The following is a 21,982-nucleotide window of genomic DNA, read 5'->3' as shown; positions in this document are numbered from 1 at the left end:
AGATTACGCGTCCGGGAACTCACGGATAAAGCGTTCGACATCTTCAACCATATGGTCGTTGCCGACAAAGAACGAACGGCGCTGGTGCAGAGTTTCCGGGATGATATCCAGAATACGCTCTTTGCCATCGCTCGCTTTACCGCCCGCTTGTTCCGCCAGGAATGCCATCGGGTTGCACTCATAAAGCAAACGCAGTTTGCCGTCCGGGTGGCTGGCGGTGCTTGGGTAGAGATAAATACCGCCTTTCAGCAGGTTACGGTGGAAATCCGCAACCAGTGAACCGATATAACGTGAGGTATACGGGCGGTTGGTGGATTTATCTTCTTCCTGGCAGAATTTAATGTACTTCTTCACCCCGTTCGGAAACTTAATGTAGTTTCCTTCGTTGATGGAGTAGGTTTTGCCTTTCTCCGGGAAGCGCATCCGTTCCTGGCACAGGCAGAAAACGCCCAGCGAAGGATCGTAAGTAAAGGCGTGAACACCGCATCCGGTGGTGTAAACCAGCATGGTAGAGGAGCCGTATACCACGTAACCTGCCGCAACCTGTTTGTTACCAGGCTGGAGGAAATCTTCTTCCGTTACCGGCGTGCCGACGGGCGTAACTCGGCGGTAGATGGAGAAAATGGTACCGACAGAGACGTTAACATCGATGTTGGACGAGCCATCCAGTGGGTCCATCAGCACCACGTATTTTGCATGTTCACAGCCTTCAAAGACAACAATCTCATCTTCTTCTTCAGAGGCAATGCCTGCAACGATATCGCGTGCTTTCAGTGCGGCTTTCAGTTTTTCATTAGCGAACAAGTCGAGTTTTTGCTGAACCTCGCCCTGCACGTTCTCAGCACCGCTGGCACCCAGGATATCAACCAGTCCTGCTTTGTTGATATCGCGATGGATAATCTTGGCGCCCAGTTTTATTGCCGACAGCAAAGCAGTGAGCTCACCGGTAGCATGAGAAAACTCGTGCTGCTTTTCGACAATAAATTCACCTAACGTTTTCATAAAACTTTCCCTGCAATGTTTATGGAGTAAAGCGACCGCAACAATCTTAACAAATAATCTCAATGTTGCGCTCAGGTGAATCGCGCCAGCAAATTACGGATTATCCTGAAATGCGTTTCTCACTTGCCCGACATATGCGTAAAATGAGCGGCAGATTAAAAAAGGATAGTGACGTATGCGCATTCATATTTTAGGAATTTGTGGCACGTTTATGGGCGGTCTGGCGATGCTGGCGCGCCAGTTAGGCCATGAAGTAACGGGTTCGGACGCCAATGTGTATCCGCCGATGAGCACCTTACTTGAGAAGCAAGGCATTGAACTGATTCAGGGTTACGATGCCAGCCAGCTCGATCCGCAGCCGGATCTGGTGATTATTGGCAACGCCATGACCCGTGGAAATCCGTGTGTGGAAGCGGTACTGGAAAAAAACATCCCTTATATGTCAGGTCCACAGTGGCTGCACGATTTTGTGCTGCGCGACCGCTGGGTGCTGGCCGTTGCCGGTACACACGGCAAAACCACCACCGCGGGAATGGCGACCTGGATTCTGGAACAGTGTGGTTACAAACCGGGATTTGTGATCGGCGGCGTGCCGGGGAACTTTGAGGTTTCGGCGCGTCTGGGCGAAAGCGACTTCTTTGTTATCGAAGCGGATGAGTACGACTGCGCCTTCTTCGACAAACGCTCTAAATTTGTCCATTACTGCCCGCGTACGCTGATCCTCAACAACCTTGAGTTCGATCACGCCGATATCTTTGACGACCTGAAAGCGATCCAGAAACAGTTCCACCATCTGGTGCGTATCGTTCCGGGGCAGGGCCGTATTATCTGGCCGGAAAATGACATCAACCTGAAACAGACCATGGCGATGGGCTGCTGGAGCGAGCAGGAGCTGGTGGGTGAGCAGGGGCACTGGCAGGCGAAAAAGCTGACCACCGATGCTTCCGAATGGGAAGTCTTGCTGGATGGCGAAAAAGTGGGCGAAGTGAAATGGTCGCTGGTAGGCGAACATAATATGCATAATGGCCTGATGGCGATTGCGGCGGCCCGCCATGTTGGCGTAGCGCCGGCAGATACCGCTAACGCGCTGGGTTCGTTTATTAATGCTCGTCGCCGTCTGGAGTTGCGTGGTGAAGCGAATGGCGTCACGGTATATGACGATTTTGCCCATCACCCGACGGCGATTCTGGCAACGCTGGCGGCGCTGCGTGGCAAAGTTGGTGGTACAGCGCGCATTATTGCTGTGCTGGAACCGCGCTCGAATACCATGAAAATGGGGATCTGCAAAGACGATTTGGCACCTTCATTAGGTCGTGCCGATGAAGTCTTCCTGCTGCAACCGGCGCATATTCCGTGGCAGGTGGCAGAAGTGGCAGAAGCCTGCGTTCAGCCTGCACACTGGAGTGGCGATGTGGATACGCTGGCAGATATGGTGGTGAAAACCTCTCAGCCTGGCGACCATATTCTGGTGATGAGCAACGGCGGTTTTGGTGGGATCCATCAGAAACTGCTGGATGGTCTGGCGAAGAAGGCGGAAGCTGCGCAGTAATTCGGCCTCAGCCTGAGATAGCATTGCCGGATAAGGCGTTTACGCCGCATCCGGCAAACCATACTCACATCAACAACGAAAATTACTCTTCATTCTCCGCCAGTTCGCGCAGATACTGGAAAATCTGGCGTGCGGATTTCGGCGGCTTATTCCCTTCTTTCTCTTTCTTCGCGTTGCGGATCAGAGTACGCAGTTGCTGACGATCGGCATCGGGCCACAGATTTAATACCTCAGCGATGGCGTCATCACCTTGATCGATCAGACGATCGCGCAGGTTTTCCAGTTTATGGAACAGCACCACCTGCTGGTTGTGACGGTTTTTCAGCTTATCCAGCGCCTGACGGATCGGTTCTACATCGCGCTGGCGCAGCATCTTACCGATGAGCTGCAACTGGCGGCGGCGACCTTCCATCTTAATACGCTGGGCGAGCTCAATAGCCGCGCGCAGATCCGCATCTAACGGGATCTTATCCAGCGCGTTTTTCCCCAGATCAACAATTTCCGCGCCAAGGCGTTTTAGCTCCTCGGCATCACGTTTAATTTCACTTTTACTGACCCAGATAATTTCATCGTCTTCGTCTTCGATGTCATCACCGGGAACGTCGTCGAGCCAGTCTTCGGGCTGCTTAGTCATCTCAGGCTCCTTAAAAAAAGAGGCTAATGTTACCAGTTAAGATGCGCACTGAAAAACGGTTCTCTGTTAGACTTCAGAGAAACTCTCTACATTATGGCACTTGCAATGAAAGTAATCTCTCAAGTTGAAGCGCAGCGCAAGATTCTGGAAGAAGCAGTTTCCACTGCGCTGGAGTTGGCCTCAGGCAAATCGGACGGTGCGGAAGTTGCCGTCAGCAAGACCACCGGCATTAGCGTAAGCACGCGTTATGGTGAAGTGGAGAATGTTGAATTCAATAGCGATGGCGCGCTGGGGATCACTGTTTATCACCAGAACCGCAAAGGTAGCGCATCATCCACCGATTTAAGCCCGCAGGCCATTGCCCGTACTGTACAGGCGGCGCTGGATATTGCCCGTTATACCTCGCCAGATCCCTGTGCCGGCGTGGCAGACAAAGAGCTGCTGGCCTTTGACGCACCAGATCTCGACTTGTTCCACCCTGCGGAAGTTTCCCCGGATGAAGCCATTGAACTGGCGGCCCGCGCAGAACAGGCGGCATTGCAGGCGGACAAACGCATCACCAATACCGAAGGTGGCAGCTTTAACAGCCACTACGGTGTCAAAGTTTTTGGCAACAGCCACGGCATGTTGCAGGGTTACTGCTCAACGCGTCATTCGCTCTCCAGCTGTGTAATTGCCGAAGAAAATGGCGATATGGAGCGTGATTACGCCTACACCATTGGTCGTGCGATGAGCGATCTGCAAACGCCAGAGTGGGTTGGGGCCGACTGTGCTCGCCGTACTTTATCGCGCCTGTCACCGCGTAAACTCTCCACCATGAAAGCGCCGGTCATTTTTGCCAATGAAGTGGCAACCGGGCTTTTTGGCCATCTGGTGGGGGCGATAGCGGGTGGATCGGTTTACCGTAAATCTACCTTCCTGCTGGATTCGCTGGGTAAACAAATTCTGCCGGACTGGCTGACCATTGAAGAGCATCCGCATCTGCTGAAAGGGCTGCGTCGACGCCATTCGACAGCGAAGGTGTGCGCACCGAGCGTCGCGATATTATTAAAGATGGCATCCTGACTCAGTGGCTGCTGACCAGCTATTCGGCGCGAAAACTGGGGCTGAAAAGCACCGGACATGCGGGCGGTATTCACAACTGGCGGATTGCCGGACAAGGTCTAAGCTTCGAGCAGATGCTCAAAGAGATGGGCACCGGGCTGGTGGTGACGGAATTGATGGGCCAGGGCGTGAGTGCAATTACCGGTGATTATTCCCGTGGTGCGGCGGGCTTCTGGGTAGAAAACGGCGAAATTCAGTATCCGGTTAGCGAAATCACCATCGCAGGTAATTTAAAAGATATGTGGCGCAATATTGTCACCGTCGGTAACGATATTGAAACACGCAGTAATATACAGTGTGGTTCTGTGCTGTTGCCGGAGATGAAAATCGCCGGACAGTAAAAAAAACTGGCGCGACCTGTCGCGCTATAAACTAAAAAATTACACAAAATCATTCGCACTGCATCGAGACGGAAAGTGAATGAGGGCCGGGGAGCGTACTCGCAGTACGTGACCCGGTCGAATGAGCGTAGTCGTCGATGAGGCAGTGTGAATGATGAAGTGTAAATAAAAAAGGAAGTGAGCAATGCGAAAAAGCCTGTTAGCTATTCTTGCAGTCTCCTCGTTGGTATTCAGTTCGGCGTCGTTTGCCGCTGATCTTGAAGACAATATGGAAACTCTCAACGACAATTTAAAAGTGGTCGAAAAAGCCGATAACGCGGCGCAAGTCAAAGACGCGTTAACGAAGATGCGCGCCGCAGCGCTGGATGCGCAAAAAGCAACGCCGCCGAAGCTCGAAGGCAAATCACCGGACAGCCCGGAGATGAAAGACTTCCGTCACGGTTTCGATATTCTGGTCGGTCAGATTGACGACGCGCTGAAGCTGGCAAATGAAGGTAAAGTAAAAGAAGCGCAGGCTGCCGCAGAGCAACTGAAAACGACCCGCAACGCCTATCACCAGAAGTATCGTTAATTCCTCATTTCCCTGTTGCCTGCACTCAGGTAACAGGGAACTTATCATCGCAAATGATGCACCACCTGATTGCTGCTGCCGCGCCAGATCAGGGAAGGGTCTTTTAAATCCTGCACAAATTTGCCGTCGACCAGCACGTTAATCAAATCAACAACCTGCATTTGCGCTGCGTTGAGTTCGTCGAGTTTATAGCCTGTCCACACCCAGATGTCTTTACCCGGACACTCGGCGCGGATGCGTTGTACCAGTTTCAGAATATCCGGCACGTTTTGCGGATGCAGCGGATCGCCGCCGGAGAGGGAAATACCCTGGCGTTTGATACGAGTGTCATTCAGATCGTTAATGATCTGGTCTTCCATTGCTTTAGTAAATGGCTGACCGGAATTTACCCGCCATGTGCTTTTGTTATAGCAACCGGGGCATTCATGAACACACCCGGAGACAAACAGGGTGCAACGAGTGCCGGGGCCGTTGACGATGTCGACAGGATAGTACTGATGATAATTCATTATTTCGCCTGGCTTATCAGTCCGCGTGTAGACTGCATCCGGCAATCAACGCGGGATGCGACGCTTTCACATCACATCCGGCATTTGCTTAGTGCAGCTCAACCTATCTGCCCATTTCCCAAATGTTTAACGCGGCGCTTAACTTCTTCCTGCTTGCCGGCGTTAAACGGACGTGCATCCGGGCTACCTAAATATCCGCACACGCGGCGAGTTACCGACACACGGGAGGCGTCATGGTTACCACATTTCGGGCAGGTGAAGCCTTTGCTGGTGCACTCGAACTCACCGGTAAAGCCACACTCGTAGCACTCATCAATCGGTGTATTGGTGCCGTAATACGGTACATGCTGATAGCTGTAATCCCAGACATCTTCCAGCGCCTTCAGGTTGTGCTGAATGTTTGGATACTCGCCGTAGCAAATGAAACCACCGTTCGCCAGCGGCGGGTAAGGCGCTTCAAAGTCGATCTTGTCGTACGGGTTCACCTTCTTCTCCACATCGAGGTGGAAACTGTTGGTGTAGTAACCTTTATCGGTCACGCCCGGCACCACGCCAAACTCAGCAGTATCGAGACGGCAGAAGCGGTCGCACAGGTTTTCACTCGGCGTGCTGTAGAGACTGAAACCATAACCCGTTTCTTCCTTCCACTGATCCACTGCCTGACGCAGACGTTCAACAATGGCGATACCTTTCGCGCGAAGCTGCTCGTTGTCGTAAACATGCTCGCCGCCGAACAGCGCGTTAATGGTTTCGTGGATGCCGATGTAACCCAGCGAAATAGACGCACGACCGTTTTTGAAGATTTCAGAAACATCATCGTCAGCATTGAGACGCACGCCACAAGCACCTTCCATATAGAGGATCGGGGCCACGCGCGCTTTCACGCCTTCGAGACGAGCGATACGGGTCATCAGCGCCTTACGTGCCAGCACCAGACGTTCATCCAGCTGCTTCCAGAAGGTGGCTTCATCGCCTTTTGCTTCCAGAGCAATACGCGGCAGGTTCAGGCTGATCACGCCGAGGTTGTTACGACCATCGTGGATCTGCTCGCCGTTTTCATTTTCCCACACGCCGAGGAAGCTGCGGCAGCCCATCGGAGTTTTAAACGAACCGGTGACTTTCACTACCTGATCGTAGTTCAGGATATCCGGATACATGCGCTTGCTTGCGCACTCCAGCGCCAGCTGTTTGATGTCGTAGTTCGGATCGCCTTTTTTATGGTTCAGGCCATCGCGAATCGCAAACACCAGTTTCGGGAACACCGCAGTTTTACGGTTTTTACCGAGGCCTGCGATACGGTTACGCAGGATAGATTCCTGAATCAGGCGCGACTCCCAGCTGGTGCCCAGACCAAAACCAAAGGTTACAAACGGCGTCTGACCGTTGGCGGTGTGCAGGGTGTTTACTTCGTACTCCAGCGACTGGAAGGCATCGTAGCACTCTTTAATGGTACGAGAGTTAGCGTAGCCTTCGGCGTCCGGGATGTTCCACTCTTCTGCGGTCTTGCGATGTTTGTTGTAGCTGGCGGTGACAAACGGTGCCAGCACTTCATCGATACGGTTAATGGTGGTGCCGCCATAAATATGGCTGGCGACCTGAGCAATAATCTGCGCAGTTACAGCGGTTGCCGTAGAGATCGACTTCGGCGGTTCAATCTCGGCGTTCCCCATCTTAAAGCCCTGGGTCAGCATGCCTTTCAGGTCGATCAACATGCAGTTGAACATCGGGAAGAACGGCGAGTAATCGAGATCGTGATAGTGAATATCGCCACGCTCATGTGCCTGCACCACGTCACGCGGCAGCAGGTGCTGACGTGCATAGTGTTTAGCCACGATCCCGGCCAGCAGGTCGCGCTGGGTTGGAATCACCTTGCTGTCTTTGTTGGCGTTTTCGTTGAGTAACGAGGCGTTGGTCTGCTCGACCAGACCACGGATCTCCTGATTCAGGCGACCGCGTTTTTCACGTTCAATGTCGCGATCGTGACGGTACTCGATGTAAGCACGAGCCAGTTGTTTGTATGGACCTGACATCAGCTGGTTTTCAACAGCGGTCTGGATCTCATTGATATCCACCTGGTTGCGGCCCTGCATCTGCTCGCTGACAACTGCAGCAACAGTGGCGCAATAATCGGCATCATCGACTTCCGCTGCTTTAGCTGCACGCAGAATCGCTTCTTTGATGCGCTCTGATTTAAACGGCACTTTGCAGCCGTCTCGTTTCATCACATGCGGTGTCATGATCGCTCCATATTTTTAAGAACAGGTTATCCACAGAAATTGGGAAAGGCGTTTTCCGGTTTTTTCGTTTCGTTTTCCGGTGCTTTCCGCAATCGCCATCCGCTTTTCCACAACGCCGCACCTTTTTCGTGGGGAGCTGTAGTAGCAATTATAGTCGATTAATACAACATATTGGGTTGGGGCGCATTTTAAAGTCTATATATAGTGCTTTGCATCAAGGATGTTTGAACTTTTTTTGATGTAGCTCAAAGTAAAAAGCAGAGTGTACGGATGACGGGCGCTACAGCGTTATGTAAATTTTTTAATGAATTTGCTGGTTGAAAAATAAACAAAAACAACATGCTGACAGACAAAACCCCGGAATGACCGGCATTACCGGGGCTTAGGGAAGATTTACTTCTGTAACCACCAGACAGCCTCAAAAGGCCGTAAATTCATGGCACAGGGTTGTGGTGAGGCTTCTTCGTAGTTATGCATCACAAGCTGCCAGTTGCCGCGCATTTGCCCTGGCTGCCAGGGTTGGATCTCACGGCTAAGGTTGGCAATGACCAGCAAGGTTTGCCCCTTCCATTCACGGCGATAGCACCACAATACAGGGCTGTTTGGCAGCAGATCCTGGTAATTGCCCCATGTCAGGATGGCTTCCTGCTTACGCAGTGCGATTAACTTTTGGTAGGTGTAAAACACCGAGGAATCATCGGCCAGCGCGGCTTCTACGTTGATTTGTTGATAGTTATCACCCAGGCCAATCCACGGTTCGCCAGCCGTAAATCCGGCATTATCGCCGTTGCTCCATTGCATGGGCGTGCGGCTGTTGTCACGGGATTTACTGGCGAGGATTGCCAATAACTCGTCGGCATCACGACCATCGTTGCGCAGCTCGGCAAACATATTGAGGCTCTCTACGTCGCGATAGTCAGTAATGCGCGTGAAATGCGGGTTGGTCATGCCAATCTCTTCGCCCTGGTAGATATACGGCGTTCCCTGCATGCCATGCAGCACCATCGCCAGCATTTTTGCCGCAGGCACGCGGTATTCACCTTCATCACCAAAGCGAGAAACAATGCGCGGCTGATCGTGGTTACACCAGAACAAGGCATTCCATGCTACGTTGTGCATTCCTTGTTGCCAGTGGCGGAACAATGTTTTCAACGCCACAAAGTCAGGTTTAGCCAGCGTCCATTTTTCACCACCGGGATAATCGACCTTCAGGTGATGAAAATTAAAGGTCATCGACAATTCACTGCCTGTCAGTGCCGCGTATCGCTGGCAATGCTCAAGGCTGGTGGAGGACATTTCACCTACGGTCATTAACCCGCGTGGCGTAAACACATCGCGGTTCATCTCGTGCAAAAACTCGTGTGCTCGTGGCCCGTCGGTGTAGAAGCGACGCCCGTCGCCATCCAGGTCATCAGGGAAACGCGGGTCTTTGGAGATCAGATTCACCACATCCAGGCGCAACCCGTCGACCCCACGATCGGCCCAGAACTCACAGACTTTTTTCAGCACTGCGCGTACCGCTGGATTCTCCCAGTTGAGATCCGCCTGTTCTGGTGCAAAGAGATGCAAATAGTACTGTTCGCTTTCCGCATGCCAGCGCCACGCACTACCGCCAAATTTTGAACGCCAGTTGTTCGGTGGCGTTTCTGGTTCTCCATCGCGCCAGATATAAAACTGGCGGTAAGGGCTTTCTTTGTTCAGCGCCTCGCGAAACCAGGCATGTTGGGTAGAGGTATGGTTAAACACCATATCGAGAATGATACGAATCCCGCGCGATTTTGCCTGCGTCACCAGTTCGTCAAAATCGTCCAGCGTGCCGTAGGTGGGATCAATCGCCGTATAGTTCGCTACGTCGTAACCGTTATCGACCTGGGGAGAGACATAAAAGGGGGTTAGCCAGATGGCATCAACGCCCAGTTTATGCAGATAGTCCAGGCGTTGGATAACGCCACGTAAATCGCCGGTACCGCTACCCGTGGTGTCCTGAAAACTCTTTGGATAAATCTGGTAGATAACGCCGTTTTGCCACCAGTGGGGAGGATTAGTCATTACGTTATTCCTGCAAATGCGAGGGGGCGCAATTGCGCCCCGAAGAAAATTAAACAATGTCCAGCGTGCCCAGGCGGTATTTCCGCTGATAGATAAACGAGGTGAGTACAATCGGGATGATGATGGCGATAGCCATTGCCAGCGCAAACACCTGCCAGTAGTTCGGTTGAATCGAGAGAATTCCCGGCAGGCCGCCTACGCCGATGCCATTCGCCATAACGCCGTTCAGGCGCATAGCAATCCAGCCAGACCAGAACCAATCATCGCGCACAGCATCGGGAAGCGATATTTCAGGTTGATGCAGTACATTGCAGGCTCAGTGACCCCAAGCCAGGCGGAGATCGCCGCAGGCACGGAGATCTCGCGTTCATTGTGCTTGCGGCTGGAAATGATAATGCCGATCACGGCGGAGCCCTGAGCGATATTCGACAGCGCAATCAGTGGCCACACTGGCGTACCACCCATGCTTTGAATCATCTGCAAATCAATAGCAAGCGTGGTCTGGTGTACCCCGGTGATCACCAGCGGGGCGTACAGGAAGCCAAACAATGCCGCGCCAATCGGAGCAAAGCTGCCGGTCATCAGGTGACGTACCGCAAAGGCAACGCCATCGCCAATCATGCGACCAAACGGACCAATCAGCGCATGGGCGAGGAACACCGCGAGGATCAGCGAACAGACGGGCACCACCACCAGATAGAGGTAATCTGGCACGATGCGTTTAAGGCGAGTTTCAATAACGCCCAGCGCCAGCCCGGCTAACAGTGCCGGGATCACCTGCGCCTGATAGCCCACTTTGGCGATGCTGAACATGCCAAAGTCCCACACTTCCGGCAGCTGCTGCCCGAGCAGATAAGCGTTCATCAGTTGGGGGGAAACCAGTGTCACGCCAAGCACGATACCAAGGATCGGTGTGCCGCCCATTTTTTTCACCGCTGACCAGCAAATCCCGACCGGCAGGTAGAAGAAGATCGCTTCACCGATCAACCACAGAAAATCGTAGATCGTTTGCAGGGAAGGGTACATTTGCGCCAGCGTTTGACCGTTGCTCATGGGCAAATCGCCGATCACATTGCGAAAACCGAGGATCAAACCGCCGCTAATCAACGCGGGCAGCAACGGGAAGAAGGTCTCTGCGAAATGAGAGATCAACTGCTCATGCCATTTCATATTCTGCCGGGCGGCTTTTTTTACCTGCTCTTTATCAACCTGCGCCTGTCCGGTTGACGCTATCAGTGCTTGATAGTAGTCACCCACGTTGGTGCCAATCACCACCTGAAATTGCCCGGCATTGGTGAAACAGCCTTTCACCATGGGGAGTTGCTCAATTTCTTTCGGTCTGGCATTGGCCGGTTGGTTGAGGACAAAGCGTAGGCGAGTAATACAGTGGCTCACCGTCGCAATATTGCCGCGCCCGCCGACCAGTTCAATCAACCGATCGATATCCGTTTGGTTTATTTTGCTCATCATAAAGCCCCATGGCAGATGACATTTTTGGTTGGCTGCAGAATATATTGCGCGGAAAAATTTAAAAACGGGAACGTTCCCGAAACGCAGCGAAGATCACAATTTATCGTTCAGGAAACGATCTGGACAGGGTGGCGGGGATGATGATTTGTTGCGGTTCGCTGCGCCCGGTTACCTGTGCGATCAACTGGCAAGCCGCCTGGCGTCCAGCTTCGGCGTAACCGGGATCTACGGTGACGATCTCCGGATGGAGGAATTTCATTAACGGCGTATTACCGACGCTCGCCAGTTGCAAGGTGTCGATGCGTTGCTCTTGCAGGTATTTACTTGCGCCAAGTGCCAGCGTGTCGGTTGCGCACAGTAAGGCGGTAGTTTCAGGCGTAATCACTTTTGCTACGTTCTCATAGCCTTGCTTCATAGCAAGGCCTGGCAGAGCGGCAACGGGATGCAGTTTATGCGCTTTGCAGAACGCCAGGTAGGCTTCGTGACGTCGCTTACCGGTCGTCACGTCACTGTGCGGCACGCCGAGATAACTGATATTACGATGCCCCTGGTCATACAGCCGTTGCATCAGGATCTTGATTGCCCCTTCGTCGTCATAACAGACCGAAGCAAAGCCTTTTGCGTCACGCGCCAGCAGAACCAGCGATGACTGCCAGTGGGCTAACATTTCTTCTGTTATGCCGGTAAAACCGAACAGCACTACGCCGTCGATATTACGCCGTTTCAGCACCCCCAAATGTTCGGCAACTAATTGCGGGGAAAACTGACTTTCCATCATGATTGGGTCGTAACCTTGTTCATAGAACTCTGGCAGCATGGTTTGAACGGCGAGATTTTCTGACAACGAATCCAGGCGGGTAACAATGATGGCGACCACTTTATCGCTTTGCCCACGCATAGCGCGCGCAGAGCGGGAAGGGGAAAATCCATGCTGATTCATCACTGCTTCAACACGCTCGCGGGTGCGCTGGCTCACGCCGCTTTCGTTATTCAGCACCCGGGAAACTGTAGATTTCCCCACGCCGCTTAAGCGCGCGATGTCTTTGATGGTCAGCCGATTTTGCATCCTGTTGTCCTGTAACGTGTTGTTTAATTATTTGAGCCTAACTTTACCCGTGCATTCAGCAATGGGTAAAGTCTGGTTTATCGTTGGTTTAGTTGCCAGCAGGTATTATATCGCCATAGATGCTACGAATATTATTGGATTCTCCTTATTATTTGCGGCGCTTTTTTCACTTACCGGAGGTTATATGGAACCTGATCCCACGCCTCTCCCTCGACGGAGATTAAAACTTTTCCGGTAAGCCCGTCTTTTCACGGCGTTACCGGATGCGTAAGGCCGTGACGTTTTAACGTCCCTGCTCAGCTTTATTACCTTCAGGTAAGGCTTCGCCACGCCTGAAGACATTTCTGTACTGTTTCAGACAGTGCGGAGGGACTCCTTATGTTTAAAGAAATTTTTACCCGGCTCATTCGCCATTTACCTTCCCGTCTGGTTCATCGTGATCCATTGCCTGGCGCGCAGCAGACAGTGAATACGGTGGTCCCGCCGTCCTTAAGTGCGCATTGCCTGAAAATGGCGGTGATGCCCGAAGAAGAATTGTGGAAAACGTTCGACACCCATCCGGAAGGGTTAAATCAGGCGGAAGTGGAATCTGCCCGCGAACAACATGGTGAAAATAAATTACCCGCACAACAACTGTCGCCGTGGTGGGTACATTTATGGGTCTGCTATCGCAACCCCTTTAATATTTTACTCACCATTCTCGGCGCTATTTCTTACGCCACGGAAGATTTATTTGCTGCGGGCGTTATCGCGCTAATGGTCGCTATTTCTACGTTGCTGAACTTTATTCAGGAAGCACGTTCCACTAAAGCGGCAGATGCCCTGAAAGCGATGGTCAGCAATACCGCGACGGTGCTGCGCGTAATTAACGACAAAGGCGAAAATGGCTGGCTGGAGATCCCGATCGACCAGCTGGTGCCCGGCGATATTATAAAACTGGCGGCGGGGGATATGATCCCGGCAGATTTACGTATCTTGCAAGCGCGGGATCTGTTCGTCGCTCAGGCGTCGTTAACCGGTGAGTCTCTGCCCGTGGAAAAAGCCGCTACCACTCGCCAGCCGGAGCACAGCAATCCGCTGGAGTGCGACACGCTGTGTTTTATGGGCACCACCGTGGTGAGCGGCACGGCACAAGCAATGGTGATTGCTACAGGTGCCAATACCTGGTTTGGTCAACTGGCGGGGCGTGTTAGTGAGCAGGAAAGCGAGCCGAATGCCTTTCAGCAAGGGATCAGCCGCGTCAGTATGCTGCTGATTCGCTTTATGCTGGTGATGGCACCGGTGGTGCTGTTAATCAATGGCTACACCAAAGGCGACTGGTGGGAAGCGGCGCTGTTTGCGCTTTCGGTCGCGGTAGGCCTAACGCCGGAAATGTTGCCGATGATTGTTACCTCGACTCTGGCGCGCGGCGCAGTAAAGCTGTCGAAACAGAAAGTGATCGTCAAACATCTGGATGCTATTCAGAACTTTGGCGCAATGGATATTCTGTGCACTGATAAAACCGGCACCCTGACGCAGGATAAAATTGTGCTGGAGAATCATACCGATATCTCCGGTAAAACCAGCGAACGCGTGCTGCATAGCGCGTGGTTGAACAGTCATTATCAGACCGGACTTAAAAACCTGCTCGATACAGCGGTGCTCGAAGGTACGGATGAAGAGTCAGCGCGCTCGCTGGCCAGTCGTTGGCAAAAAATCGATGAGATTCCGTTTGATTTCGAGCGTCGCCGGATGTCGGTGGTAGTGGCAGAAAATACCGAGCACCATCAGCTGGTTTGCAAAGGTGCATTGCAGGAAATCCTCAATGTGTGTTCGCAGGTGCGTCACAATGGCGAGATTGTGCCGCTCGATGACATCATGCTGCGTAAGATTAAGCGGGTTACTGATACGCTGAATCGTCAGGGGCTGCGCGTGGTTGCGGTGGCGACGAAATACCTGCCAGCGTGTGAAGGAGATTACCAGCGGGCGGATGAATCCGACCTGATCCTCGAAGGATATATTGCTTTTCTTGATCCGCCAAAAGAGACAACCGCTCCGGCACTGAAGGCATTAAAAGCGAGTGGAATTACCGTAAAAATCCTTACTGGCGACAGTGAGTTAGTTGCAGCGAAAGTGTGCCATGAAGTGGGGCTGGACGCGGGAGAGGTGGTCATTGGTAGTGATATTGAAACGCTATCTGACGACGAACTGGCAAATCTTGCACAGCGCACCACGCTGTTTGCCCGCCTGACGCCGATGCATAAAGAACGCATTGTGACCTTACTGAAGCGCGAAGGGCATGTGGTTGGCTTTATGGGCGATGGTATTAATGATGCGCCCGCCTTACGCGCGGCGGATATCGGCATTTCTGTGGACGGCGCGGTAGATATTGCCCGTGAAGCGGCTGATATCATCCTGCTGGAAAAAAGCCTGATGGTGCTGGAAGAGGGGGTTATTGAGGGACGTCGCACTTTCGCCAACATGCTGAAATACATCAAAATGACGGCGAGTTCTAACTTTGGTAATGTGTTCAGCGTGCTGGTGGCGAGTGCTTTCTTGCCCTTCCTGCCGATGTTGCCGTTACACTTGCTTATTCAGAACCTGCTGTACGATGTGTCACAGGTGGCGATCCCGTTTGATAACGTCGACGACGAGCAAATTCAAAAGCCGCAGCGTTGGAATCCGGCGGATCTGGGGCGCTTTATGATCTTCTTCGGACCGATCAGCTCGATCTTCGATATTCTGACGTTTTGCCTGATGTGGTGGGTATTCCATGCCAACACGCCGGAAACGCAAACGCTGTTCCAGTCGGGATGGTTTGTGGTGGGCTTACTGTCGCAAACGCTGATTGTGCATATGATCCGCACCCGCCGTGTGCCGTTTATTCAGAGCTGTGCATCGTGGCCGTTAATGATCATGACCGTGATCGTGATGATTGTCGGGATCGCATTGCCGTTTTCACCGCTGGCCAGTTATCTGCAATTACAGGCGTTGCCGTTAAGCTATTTCCCGTGGCTGGTTGCGATTCTGGCAGGGTATATGACGTTAACCCAGTTGGTGAAAGGATTTTATAGCCGTCGTTACGGCTGGCAGTAAAGAATAAACTGGGCATGGTGGCCCGGATTCAGATTGCAGACAAAGTGAGTTTTGTTCATGCCGGATGCGGCGTAAACGCCTAATCCGGCCTACAAATTCAATCAATTGCAGGAATCACGTAGGCCTGATAAGCGTAGCGCATCAGGCGATTTTGCGTTTGTCATCAGACTTAATCCGGGCATGATAGCCCGGATTTCCATCAAGATTAGCGACGAATAGCGATCGCTTCGATCTCAATCTTTACGTCTTTCGGCAGACGGGCAACTTCAACGCAAGAACGTGCCGGGAAGGTGGCGTTGTGTTCGGTGAAGAAGGCTTCGTAAGTGGCGTTTACGGTTGCGAAGTCGTTCAGATCTTTTACAAACACGGTAGTTTTAACGATGTCGCCCACTTTCAGACCAGCGGCTTCGACGATCGCTTTTACGTTATCCAGCGACTGACGTGCCTGTGCAGCGACGTCTGCCGGTACTTCGCCCGTTTTCGGATTTACCGGGATCTGACCGGAGGTGATGATCATATTTCCCAGATCAACGCCCTGTACGTAAGGACCTATAGCTGCTGGTGCATTTTCCGTCGCGATAGTTTTGCTCATGATTTCTCCTTTATTACAGCGGTAAAAAGTCTGGCTCATTATAGGGAGCCAGACTTTTATTACCAACCGCAATTAATTGGCCAGCACCACATTATGGGAAAACTCTTTTTCACAGTATTTGCATTTGAGCGCGATGTCATTGGCGCGTTTTCGCACGGCAAAGCTGGATGAAACCGGTTCGGCATGGCTGATACAGTTGCTGTTCGGGCAGACCAACACATTGTCGATGCGCTCTGGCAGACTGGGGCGCGATTTACCCACCACTTCATAGTTGTCGATACGGTTAACCGTGGCTTGCGGCGCATACAATGCCAGTTGATCTACCTGATCTTCACTCAAAAAGGTATTTTCGATTTTGATCAGATCTTTGCGGCCCATCTCGCCAGAAGGCAGGTTCAGACCAATGGTGATGCGCTGATCCGTTTCGGTCAGCTTGAACAGACTCAACAGCTTAAAACCGATCTGGGCGGGGATATGGTCAATTACCGTGCCGCGTTTAATAGCTTCAACCTGCAATTTATTATCGTGTGTCATCTCTATTTCCCCTTACAGTACCAGATCGCGATTCAGAACCAGTGCCAGTAACGCCTGGCGAGCGAAAATCCCGTTGCCTGCCTGCTGGAAGTACCAGGCGTGTGGCGTTTTATCAACATCCGTCGCAATTTCATCAACACGCGGCAGCGGATGCAGTACTTTCATATTGGCTTTGGCGTTGTGGAGATCGCTGGCGCGAAGAACAAACTGCGCTTTCACGTTGGCGTATTCGGATGGGTCCAGGCGCTCTTTTTGCACGCGGGTCATATACAGGATGTCTACTTCCGCCATCACTTCTTCAATAGAGCTGTGCAGACTCCATGCGATCCCTTTTTCATCGAGCATATCCAGAATGTATTGCGGCATTGCCAGCGCGTCCGGCGCGATGAAGTAAAAACGGTTGCCGTCGAACTTCGCTAACGCCTGAGTCAGGGAGTGAACGGTGCGGCCATATTTCAGGTCACCAACCATTGCGACGTGGAGATTGTCCAGACGCCCCTGGGTTTCCTGAATAGTGAATAAGTCCAGCAAGGTTTGCGTCGGATGTTGGTTGGAGCCATCACCGGCATTCAGTACCGGTACATTGCCGGAAAACTCGGTGGCCAGGCGCGCCGCACCTTCCTGCGGATGACGCATCACTATCGCATCGACGTAAGTGCTGATAACCGAAATGGTATCGGCCAGCGTTTCGCCCTTTTTACCCAGTGATGTATTGGCGCTGTCGGAGAAGCCCACCACGCTGGCACCCAGGCGGTGCATGGAAGTTTCGAAAGAGAGGCGGGTACGGGTAGAGGCTTCGAAGAAGCAGCTGGCAATGACTTTGTGCTTCAACAGCTCTGGTTGCGGGTTTGCTTTCAGTTTTGCCGCTGTTGCCAGCACCAGATTAAGGTCATCGCGACTAAGGTCGTTTATGGAAATGATATGTTTCTGATATAGCGGATTAGCCATCTTTTATCTCCTGACGCCTGGGCAAAAAAAAGCCCCTCGATTGAGGGGCTGGGAATGGGTGATCAACGGGAAGAAAAACGGCAGGCCAGCGTCTTTTTTCAGACGCGGTAAGACAAAATGTCGAACACACTGAACCATACATCCTCCCGGCAAATTGTCCGGCATTATACTCATCGTCAGAAGCGGTGCAAGCAATTGATGCAATATTTTGTCAGCGCAAACGGTTTATTTGAATTTAAAGTTAAGATATATGCATTTTTATTTACTGTGATTCTGGGGGGAACTGTCGTTCGGTATCAATAATTGCAGACATTTCCTGCTTTTTTCTTTTTCACTTTCACGCAATCAGATATGCATTTTATTCCATTCATCCGACTTATAGGGCGGAGTGTGAAAACGAACGGCTAGCACTATTGCTTAGAGCTCAGGGATGCGCTCTATCACTTTAATTTCAAAATCAAAGCCTGCCAGCCATGTAACGCCCACCGCCGTCCAGGTTGGATAAGGTGGCGCGCTAAATATTTCATTTTTCACCGTCATGATGTCTTCAAATTGTTTTTCTGGATCGGTATGAAAGCTCGTAACATCAATGATATCGTCAAAAGTGCATCCCGCAGCTGCCAGGGTCGCATGCAAATTATCAAAGGCCAGTCTGACTTGTTGCTGAAAATCGGGTTCTGGTGTTCCGTCCTCTCGACTTCCTACTTGCCCGGAAACAAACAGCAAATCGCCGGAACGAATAGCCGCAGAATAACGATGCTCAGCATACAGTGAATGTCGTCCAGCAGGGAAAACAGCGGATTTGGTTATCCTCAAGATTTACGACATGAACAGAAGATTTATATTTACCAGGAGCCGCTTTTAGCGGACGACGTGAGTAAACAAAACCCAGACATCATGGGAAATGGCTGGGCTTAATTGAGCGTAGTCTGTTATGCGCCAAACGCGCCATCAATGGTATGCATCGCGCCGGTAACAAAACTGGCTTCTGGCCCTGCTAACCATGCGACCATACCAGCGACCTCTTCCGGTTGCCCATGTCTTTTGATGGCCATAAAACTATGCGACATATCGCGCATTGGCCCGTTGGCGGGATTAGCGTCGGTATCAATTGGCCCTGGCTGGACGACGTTGATGGTGATCCCACGCGGTCCGAAATCACGGGCCAGCCCGCGCGCCATGCCTTGCAGGGCAGATTTACTGGCGGCATAAGCAGCCATGCCTGCAACAGGCATACGATCGCCATTCACGGAGCCGATGATTAAGATGCGTCCGCCTTCGGGCATCTGCCGGGCGGCTTCAACAGAGGCATGGTAAGGAGCATGAATATTGATTTTGAAAAGGCGATCAATATCGTCGGCATTTAATTCCAGGGCATCGCCAAAGACGCCAATACCTGCATTTACCACCAGGATATCCAATGCGCCGCTCTTACGAACGACATCAATAACAGCGTCTTTGTCAGCACTATCTGTGAATACTGCTGTCGCTCCAGTCTCTTGTGCCAGGCGTTCAGCGGCATCTTTCGACCCCGCATAGGTGAATCGTACATTGGCCCCATCGGTGACGAAACGACGTACGATAGCGGCACCGATTCCACGGCTACCACCGAGGATGAGAACTGTCTTACCTGTAAAAGCGCCCATAAGGACTCCTTGATTTATTATGTAACATGCATTACAAAACTGTTTTAACTTTCTGTCAACAAGTTTTGTAATGGTCACTAAAAAACAATCTCGCGTTCCAGGTCGTCCCAGACGTTTCGCTCCTGAGCAGGCAGTCTCTGCGGCAAAAGTGCTTTTTCACCAAAAAGGTTTCGATGCTGTCAGTGTTGCTGAAGTTACTGATTATCTTGGTATTAACCCCCCGAGCCTCTACGCGGCTTTTGGCAATAAGGCTGGGTTATTTAGCCGTGTACTCAATGAATATGTCGGTACGGAAGCTATTCCGCTTGCCGATATTCTTCGTGATGATCGTCCGGTAGGGGAGTGCCTGGCTGAGGTATTAAAAGAAGCGGCGCGCAGATATAGCCAAAACGGCGGCTGCGCTGGCTGTATGGTTCTTGAAGGCATTCATAGTCATGATCCACAAGCGCGTGATATTGCCGTTCAATATTATCACGCCGCAGAAACGACCATTTATGACTATATCGCCAGGCGGCATCCACAAAGCGCACAATGTGTGACTGATTTTATGAGTACCGTGATGTCAGGGCTTTCTGCGAAGGCACGGGAGGGGCACTCCATCGAACAACTCTGTGCAACAGCTGCACTGGCGGGGGAAGCGATAAAAACTATTCTCAAGGAGTGATGCGGGCCTTGACCCGAAAGGCGGGAACGCGCCTGCCGATAAGTTGTGATAAGACAATAATTCACGCGTTAAGGCTAGCGGAATTGATCATCTTTTCGTATAACGATGGAAATGAAACGTTGTTTTAATTAAGGAGTGGAAAAGATGATCATCGGAAATATTCATAATCTTCAGCCGTGGCTACCCCAGGAGTTACGCCAGGCGATTGAGCATATCAAAGCACACGTTACGGCAGAAACGCCAAAGGGCAAGCACGATATCGAAGGCAATCGTCTGTTTTATCTTATCTCGGAAGATATGACCGAGCCGCACGAAGCTCGCCGTGCGGAGTACCATGCCCGCTATCTCGACATTCAGATTGTGTTAAAAGGTCAGGAAGGCATGACCTTCAGCACGCAACCTGCAGGCACCCCGGATACCGACTGGTTAGCTGATAAAGACATCGCATTTTTGCCGGAAGGCGTTGATGAGAAAACAGTTATCCTTAATGAAGGTGATTTTGTTGTGTTTTATCCGGGGGAAGTGCATAAACCGCTGTGCGCAGTGGGCGCGCCAGCCCGGGTTCGCAAAGCAGTAGTGAAGATGCTGATGGCGTGATGACTTTTCGCCGTAAATAACTCCAGGTTTACGGCGAGTTTGTGAAAAGAGCGTTTTTTGATATTTTTTTGTGAGTAAAATTTGTAATGCTTAGACGTTCTTATTAACTCAAGGAGTTCGTCATGAGCAAAATATCAGATTTGAATTATTCTCAACACATTACATTAGCCGACAATTTTAAACAAAAAAGTGAAGTTTTAAATACCTGGCGTGTTGGAATGAATAATTTTGCCCGTAATGCCGAGGGGCAGGATAACACAAGAAATATCCTTGATCCTAAGACATTTTTGGAATTTTTGGTAAAAATATTTACTCTAGGTTATGTGGATTTTAGCAAACGCTCCAACGAAACGGGAAGAAATATGATGGCTCATATTGAGTCCTCATCTTATATCAAAAATAATGATGGCAGTGAGATAATAAAGTTTGTTATGAATAATCCTGAAGGGGAACGATCGGATTTATCTAAGGTGGAAATAGAAATCACACTTTCCACTTTCACTACTATGGGGACTCGTCAAGGACATACGGCTATTATATTTCAACAACCTGATGGTTCGACTAATCGTTATGAAGGAAAGTCCTTTGAAAGAAAAGATGAGAGTTCATTACACCTGATTACTAACAAGATTCTGGCATGTTACCAACGCGAAGCTAACAAGGAAATAGCTCGTCTATTAAATATTTCGCAGGAGTTAAATAATTCTCAGGACTTGAATAACTCGCAGGTGAGTTGTAAAGATTCAGTTGATTCTACGATTACGGATTTATTAGAAAAACCATTGAATAATGCATTATTAGCAATAAGGAAAGAACATCTGCTATTAATGCCTTATGTATGTAATGAATCGATATCATACTTGCTTGGTGAAAAAGGGATACTGAAAGAAATAGATGACCTTAACGCAGTAAATAATTATCTTCTTAATAATAAGAAAGCTACTGACAATGAAATTAATGACATCAAAGTTAACCTGTCTCATATTCTTATTGATTCCTTAGATGATGCAAAAGTTAACCTTACACCGGTCATCGATTCTGGAGACTTTTTTAAAATCCCCATATATTAATGATGTAAGAATACTGGATTGGTGTTTTAATAAAAGAATGCAATATTTTGGTGATTCTGAAAAGATAAAGTATGCATGCTCCGTGATAAATCATATTGATTTTAGCTGCGATCAATCTAAAATTAAAATAGCTGAGACCTTATTTTTCAATCTCGATAAAGAACCCTATAAAAATAGCAGGTAATGACTCCAACTTACTGATAGTGTTTTATGTTCAGATAATGTCCGATGACCTTGTCATGCAGCTCCACCGATTTTGAGAACGACAGTGACTTCCGTCCCAGCCTTGCCAGATGTTGTCTCAGATTCAGATTATGTCGCTCA

Annotated in this window: 19 protein-coding genes and 3 pseudogenes; 8 read left to right on the top strand and 14 right to left on the bottom strand. The window is 50.7% G+C overall.

Annotated elements, in window-relative coordinates:
- Positions 1 to 3: 3 nt before the first annotated feature.
- Positions 4 to 1,002: a class 1 fructose-bisphosphatase gene (gene fbp, locus BGK49_RS22405; RefSeq protein WP_000853753.1), complete on the bottom strand. Its 999-nt coding sequence runs from the start codon at positions 1,000 to 1,002 to the stop codon at positions 4 to 6.
- A gap of 175 nt (positions 1,003 to 1,177) precedes the next feature.
- Between fbp and mpl the strand changes: the two genes are divergently transcribed.
- Complete coding sequence (mpl, locus tag BGK49_RS22400) at positions 1,178 to 2,551, top strand: UDP-N-acetylmuramate:L-alanyl-gamma-D-glutamyl-meso-diaminopimelate ligase (protein WP_001219800.1); 1,374 nt, start codon at positions 1,178 to 1,180, stop codon at positions 2,549 to 2,551.
- 82 nt (positions 2,552 to 2,633) lie between these two features.
- On the opposite strand, the gene yjgA is transcribed toward mpl, so the two are convergent.
- Positions 2,634 to 3,185, bottom strand: coding sequence for a ribosome biogenesis factor YjgA (yjgA, locus tag BGK49_RS22395; RefSeq protein ID WP_000166269.1), 552 nt, complete (start codon positions 3,183 to 3,185; stop codon positions 2,634 to 2,636).
- Between the two features lie 93 nt (positions 3,186 to 3,278).
- On the opposite strand from yjgA, the pseudogene pmbA reads away from it, so the two are divergent.
- Positions 3,279 to 4,630: pseudogene (gene pmbA, locus BGK49_RS22390) on the top strand (metalloprotease PmbA).
- 184 nt (positions 4,631 to 4,814) lie between these two features.
- Positions 4,815 to 5,201, top strand: coding sequence for a cytochrome b562 (cybC, locus tag BGK49_RS22385; RefSeq protein ID WP_001232246.1), 387 nt, complete (start codon positions 4,815 to 4,817; stop codon positions 5,199 to 5,201).
- Positions 5,202 to 5,245: 44 nt separating this feature from the next.
- On the opposite strand, the gene nrdG is transcribed toward cybC, so the two are convergent.
- The 5 genes and pseudogenes from nrdG to treR all read right to left on the bottom strand — a co-directional run bounded on the left by nrdG (position 5,246) and on the right by treR (position 12,532).
- Positions 5,246 to 5,710 (bottom strand): anaerobic ribonucleoside-triphosphate reductase-activating protein, encoded by a 465-nt coding sequence (nrdG, locus tag BGK49_RS22380; RefSeq protein WP_001106233.1) that lies wholly within the window; start codon positions 5,708 to 5,710, stop codon positions 5,246 to 5,248.
- A gap of 98 nt (positions 5,711 to 5,808) precedes the next feature.
- Complete coding sequence (gene nrdD / locus BGK49_RS22375; RefSeq protein ID WP_000187785.1) at positions 5,809 to 7,947, bottom strand: anaerobic ribonucleoside-triphosphate reductase; 2,139 nt, start codon at positions 7,945 to 7,947, stop codon at positions 5,809 to 5,811.
- 393 nt (positions 7,948 to 8,340) lie between these two features.
- Complete coding sequence (treC, locus tag BGK49_RS22370) at positions 8,341 to 9,996, bottom strand: alpha,alpha-phosphotrehalase (RefSeq protein WP_004988397.1); 1,656 nt, start codon at positions 9,994 to 9,996, stop codon at positions 8,341 to 8,343.
- 49 nt (positions 9,997 to 10,045) lie between these two features.
- A pseudogene (gene treB / locus BGK49_RS22365) lies at positions 10,046 to 11,466 on the bottom strand (PTS trehalose transporter subunit IIBC).
- 100 nt (positions 11,467 to 11,566) lie between these two features.
- Positions 11,567 to 12,532 (bottom strand): trehalose operon repressor TreR, encoded by a 966-nt coding sequence (gene treR, locus BGK49_RS22360; protein WP_001181346.1) that lies wholly within the window; start codon positions 12,530 to 12,532, stop codon positions 11,567 to 11,569.
- 184 nt (positions 12,533 to 12,716) lie between these two features.
- On the opposite strand from treR, the gene mgtL reads away from it, so the two are divergent.
- Both mgtL and mgtA read left to right on the top strand, forming a co-directional pair.
- Positions 12,717 to 12,770 (top strand): mgtA regulatory leader peptide MgtL, encoded by a 54-nt coding sequence (mgtL, locus tag BGK49_RS29950; protein ID WP_001387276.1) that lies wholly within the window; start codon positions 12,717 to 12,719, stop codon positions 12,768 to 12,770.
- A 140-nt stretch (positions 12,771 to 12,910) separates the two neighbouring features.
- Positions 12,911 to 15,607 carry a magnesium-translocating P-type ATPase gene (gene mgtA / locus BGK49_RS22355; RefSeq protein ID WP_000471881.1) on the top strand — a complete coding sequence of 899 codons (2,697 nt, stop codon included), beginning with the start codon at positions 12,911 to 12,913 and terminating at the stop codon, positions 15,605 to 15,607.
- A gap of 205 nt (positions 15,608 to 15,812) precedes the next feature.
- Here the strand turns inward: mgtA and ridA are convergent, their stop codons facing one another.
- From ridA to bdcA, 6 genes are all read right to left on the bottom strand, one after another.
- A complete protein-coding gene (ridA, locus tag BGK49_RS22350) occupies positions 15,813 to 16,199 on the bottom strand; it encodes a 2-iminobutanoate/2-iminopropanoate deaminase (protein ID WP_004988646.1) in 387 nt (128 codons plus the stop codon).
- 72 nt (positions 16,200 to 16,271) lie between these two features.
- On the bottom strand, positions 16,272 to 16,733 hold the full coding sequence (gene pyrI, locus BGK49_RS22345; RefSeq protein WP_000148581.1) for an aspartate carbamoyltransferase regulatory subunit: 462 nt from the start codon (positions 16,731 to 16,733) through the stop codon (positions 16,272 to 16,274).
- Positions 16,734 to 16,745: 12 nt separating this feature from the next.
- Positions 16,746 to 17,681 (bottom strand): aspartate carbamoyltransferase, encoded by a 936-nt coding sequence (pyrB, locus tag BGK49_RS22340; RefSeq protein ID WP_000013046.1) that lies wholly within the window; start codon positions 17,679 to 17,681, stop codon positions 16,746 to 16,748.
- A gap of 3 nt (positions 17,682 to 17,684) precedes the next feature.
- Complete coding sequence (gene pyrL / locus BGK49_RS22335; RefSeq protein WP_001296693.1) at positions 17,685 to 17,819, bottom strand: pyr operon leader peptide; 135 nt, start codon at positions 17,817 to 17,819, stop codon at positions 17,685 to 17,687.
- 279 nt (positions 17,820 to 18,098) lie between these two features.
- On the bottom strand, positions 18,099 to 18,491 hold the full coding sequence (locus tag BGK49_RS22325; protein WP_024259691.1) for a RidA family protein: 393 nt from the start codon (positions 18,489 to 18,491) through the stop codon (positions 18,099 to 18,101).
- A gap of 122 nt (positions 18,492 to 18,613) precedes the next feature.
- A complete protein-coding gene (bdcA, locus tag BGK49_RS22320; protein ID WP_000500702.1) occupies positions 18,614 to 19,327 on the bottom strand; it encodes an SDR family oxidoreductase in 714 nt (237 codons plus the stop codon).
- A 70-nt stretch (positions 19,328 to 19,397) separates the two neighbouring features.
- Between bdcA and BGK49_RS22315 the strand changes: the two genes are divergently transcribed.
- From BGK49_RS22315 to BGK49_RS22305, 3 genes and pseudogenes are all read left to right on the top strand, one after another.
- Positions 19,398 to 19,991: a TetR/AcrR family transcriptional regulator gene (locus BGK49_RS22315; RefSeq protein WP_001319729.1), complete on the top strand. Its 594-nt coding sequence runs from the start codon at positions 19,398 to 19,400 to the stop codon at positions 19,989 to 19,991.
- Positions 19,992 to 20,135: 144 nt separating this feature from the next.
- The gene (gene tabA, locus BGK49_RS22310) at positions 20,136 to 20,588 is read left to right on the top strand and encodes a toxin-antitoxin biofilm protein TabA (RefSeq protein ID WP_000583467.1); all 453 of its coding nucleotides are present in this window, start codon (positions 20,136 to 20,138) and stop codon (positions 20,586 to 20,588) included.
- Between the two features lie 122 nt (positions 20,589 to 20,710).
- Positions 20,711 to 21,839 (top strand): annotated as a pseudogene (locus BGK49_RS22305) (DNA-binding protein); the annotation flags it as partial.
- A 13-nt stretch (positions 21,840 to 21,852) separates the two neighbouring features.
- Here BGK49_RS22305 and BGK49_RS22300 read toward each other — a convergent pair.
- The coding region (locus BGK49_RS22300; protein WP_001554957.1) for an IS1 family transposase at positions 21,853 to 21,982 on the bottom strand (130 nt) is incomplete at its 5' end.

This window comes from Shigella sp. FC1544 (assembly GCF_001722145.1).
GTDB classification, from domain to species: Bacteria; Pseudomonadota; Gammaproteobacteria; order Enterobacterales; family Enterobacteriaceae; genus Escherichia; species Escherichia coli.
Note: the sequence above shows the minus strand (reverse complement) of the source record. Positions and strands in the feature narration are given on the sequence as shown.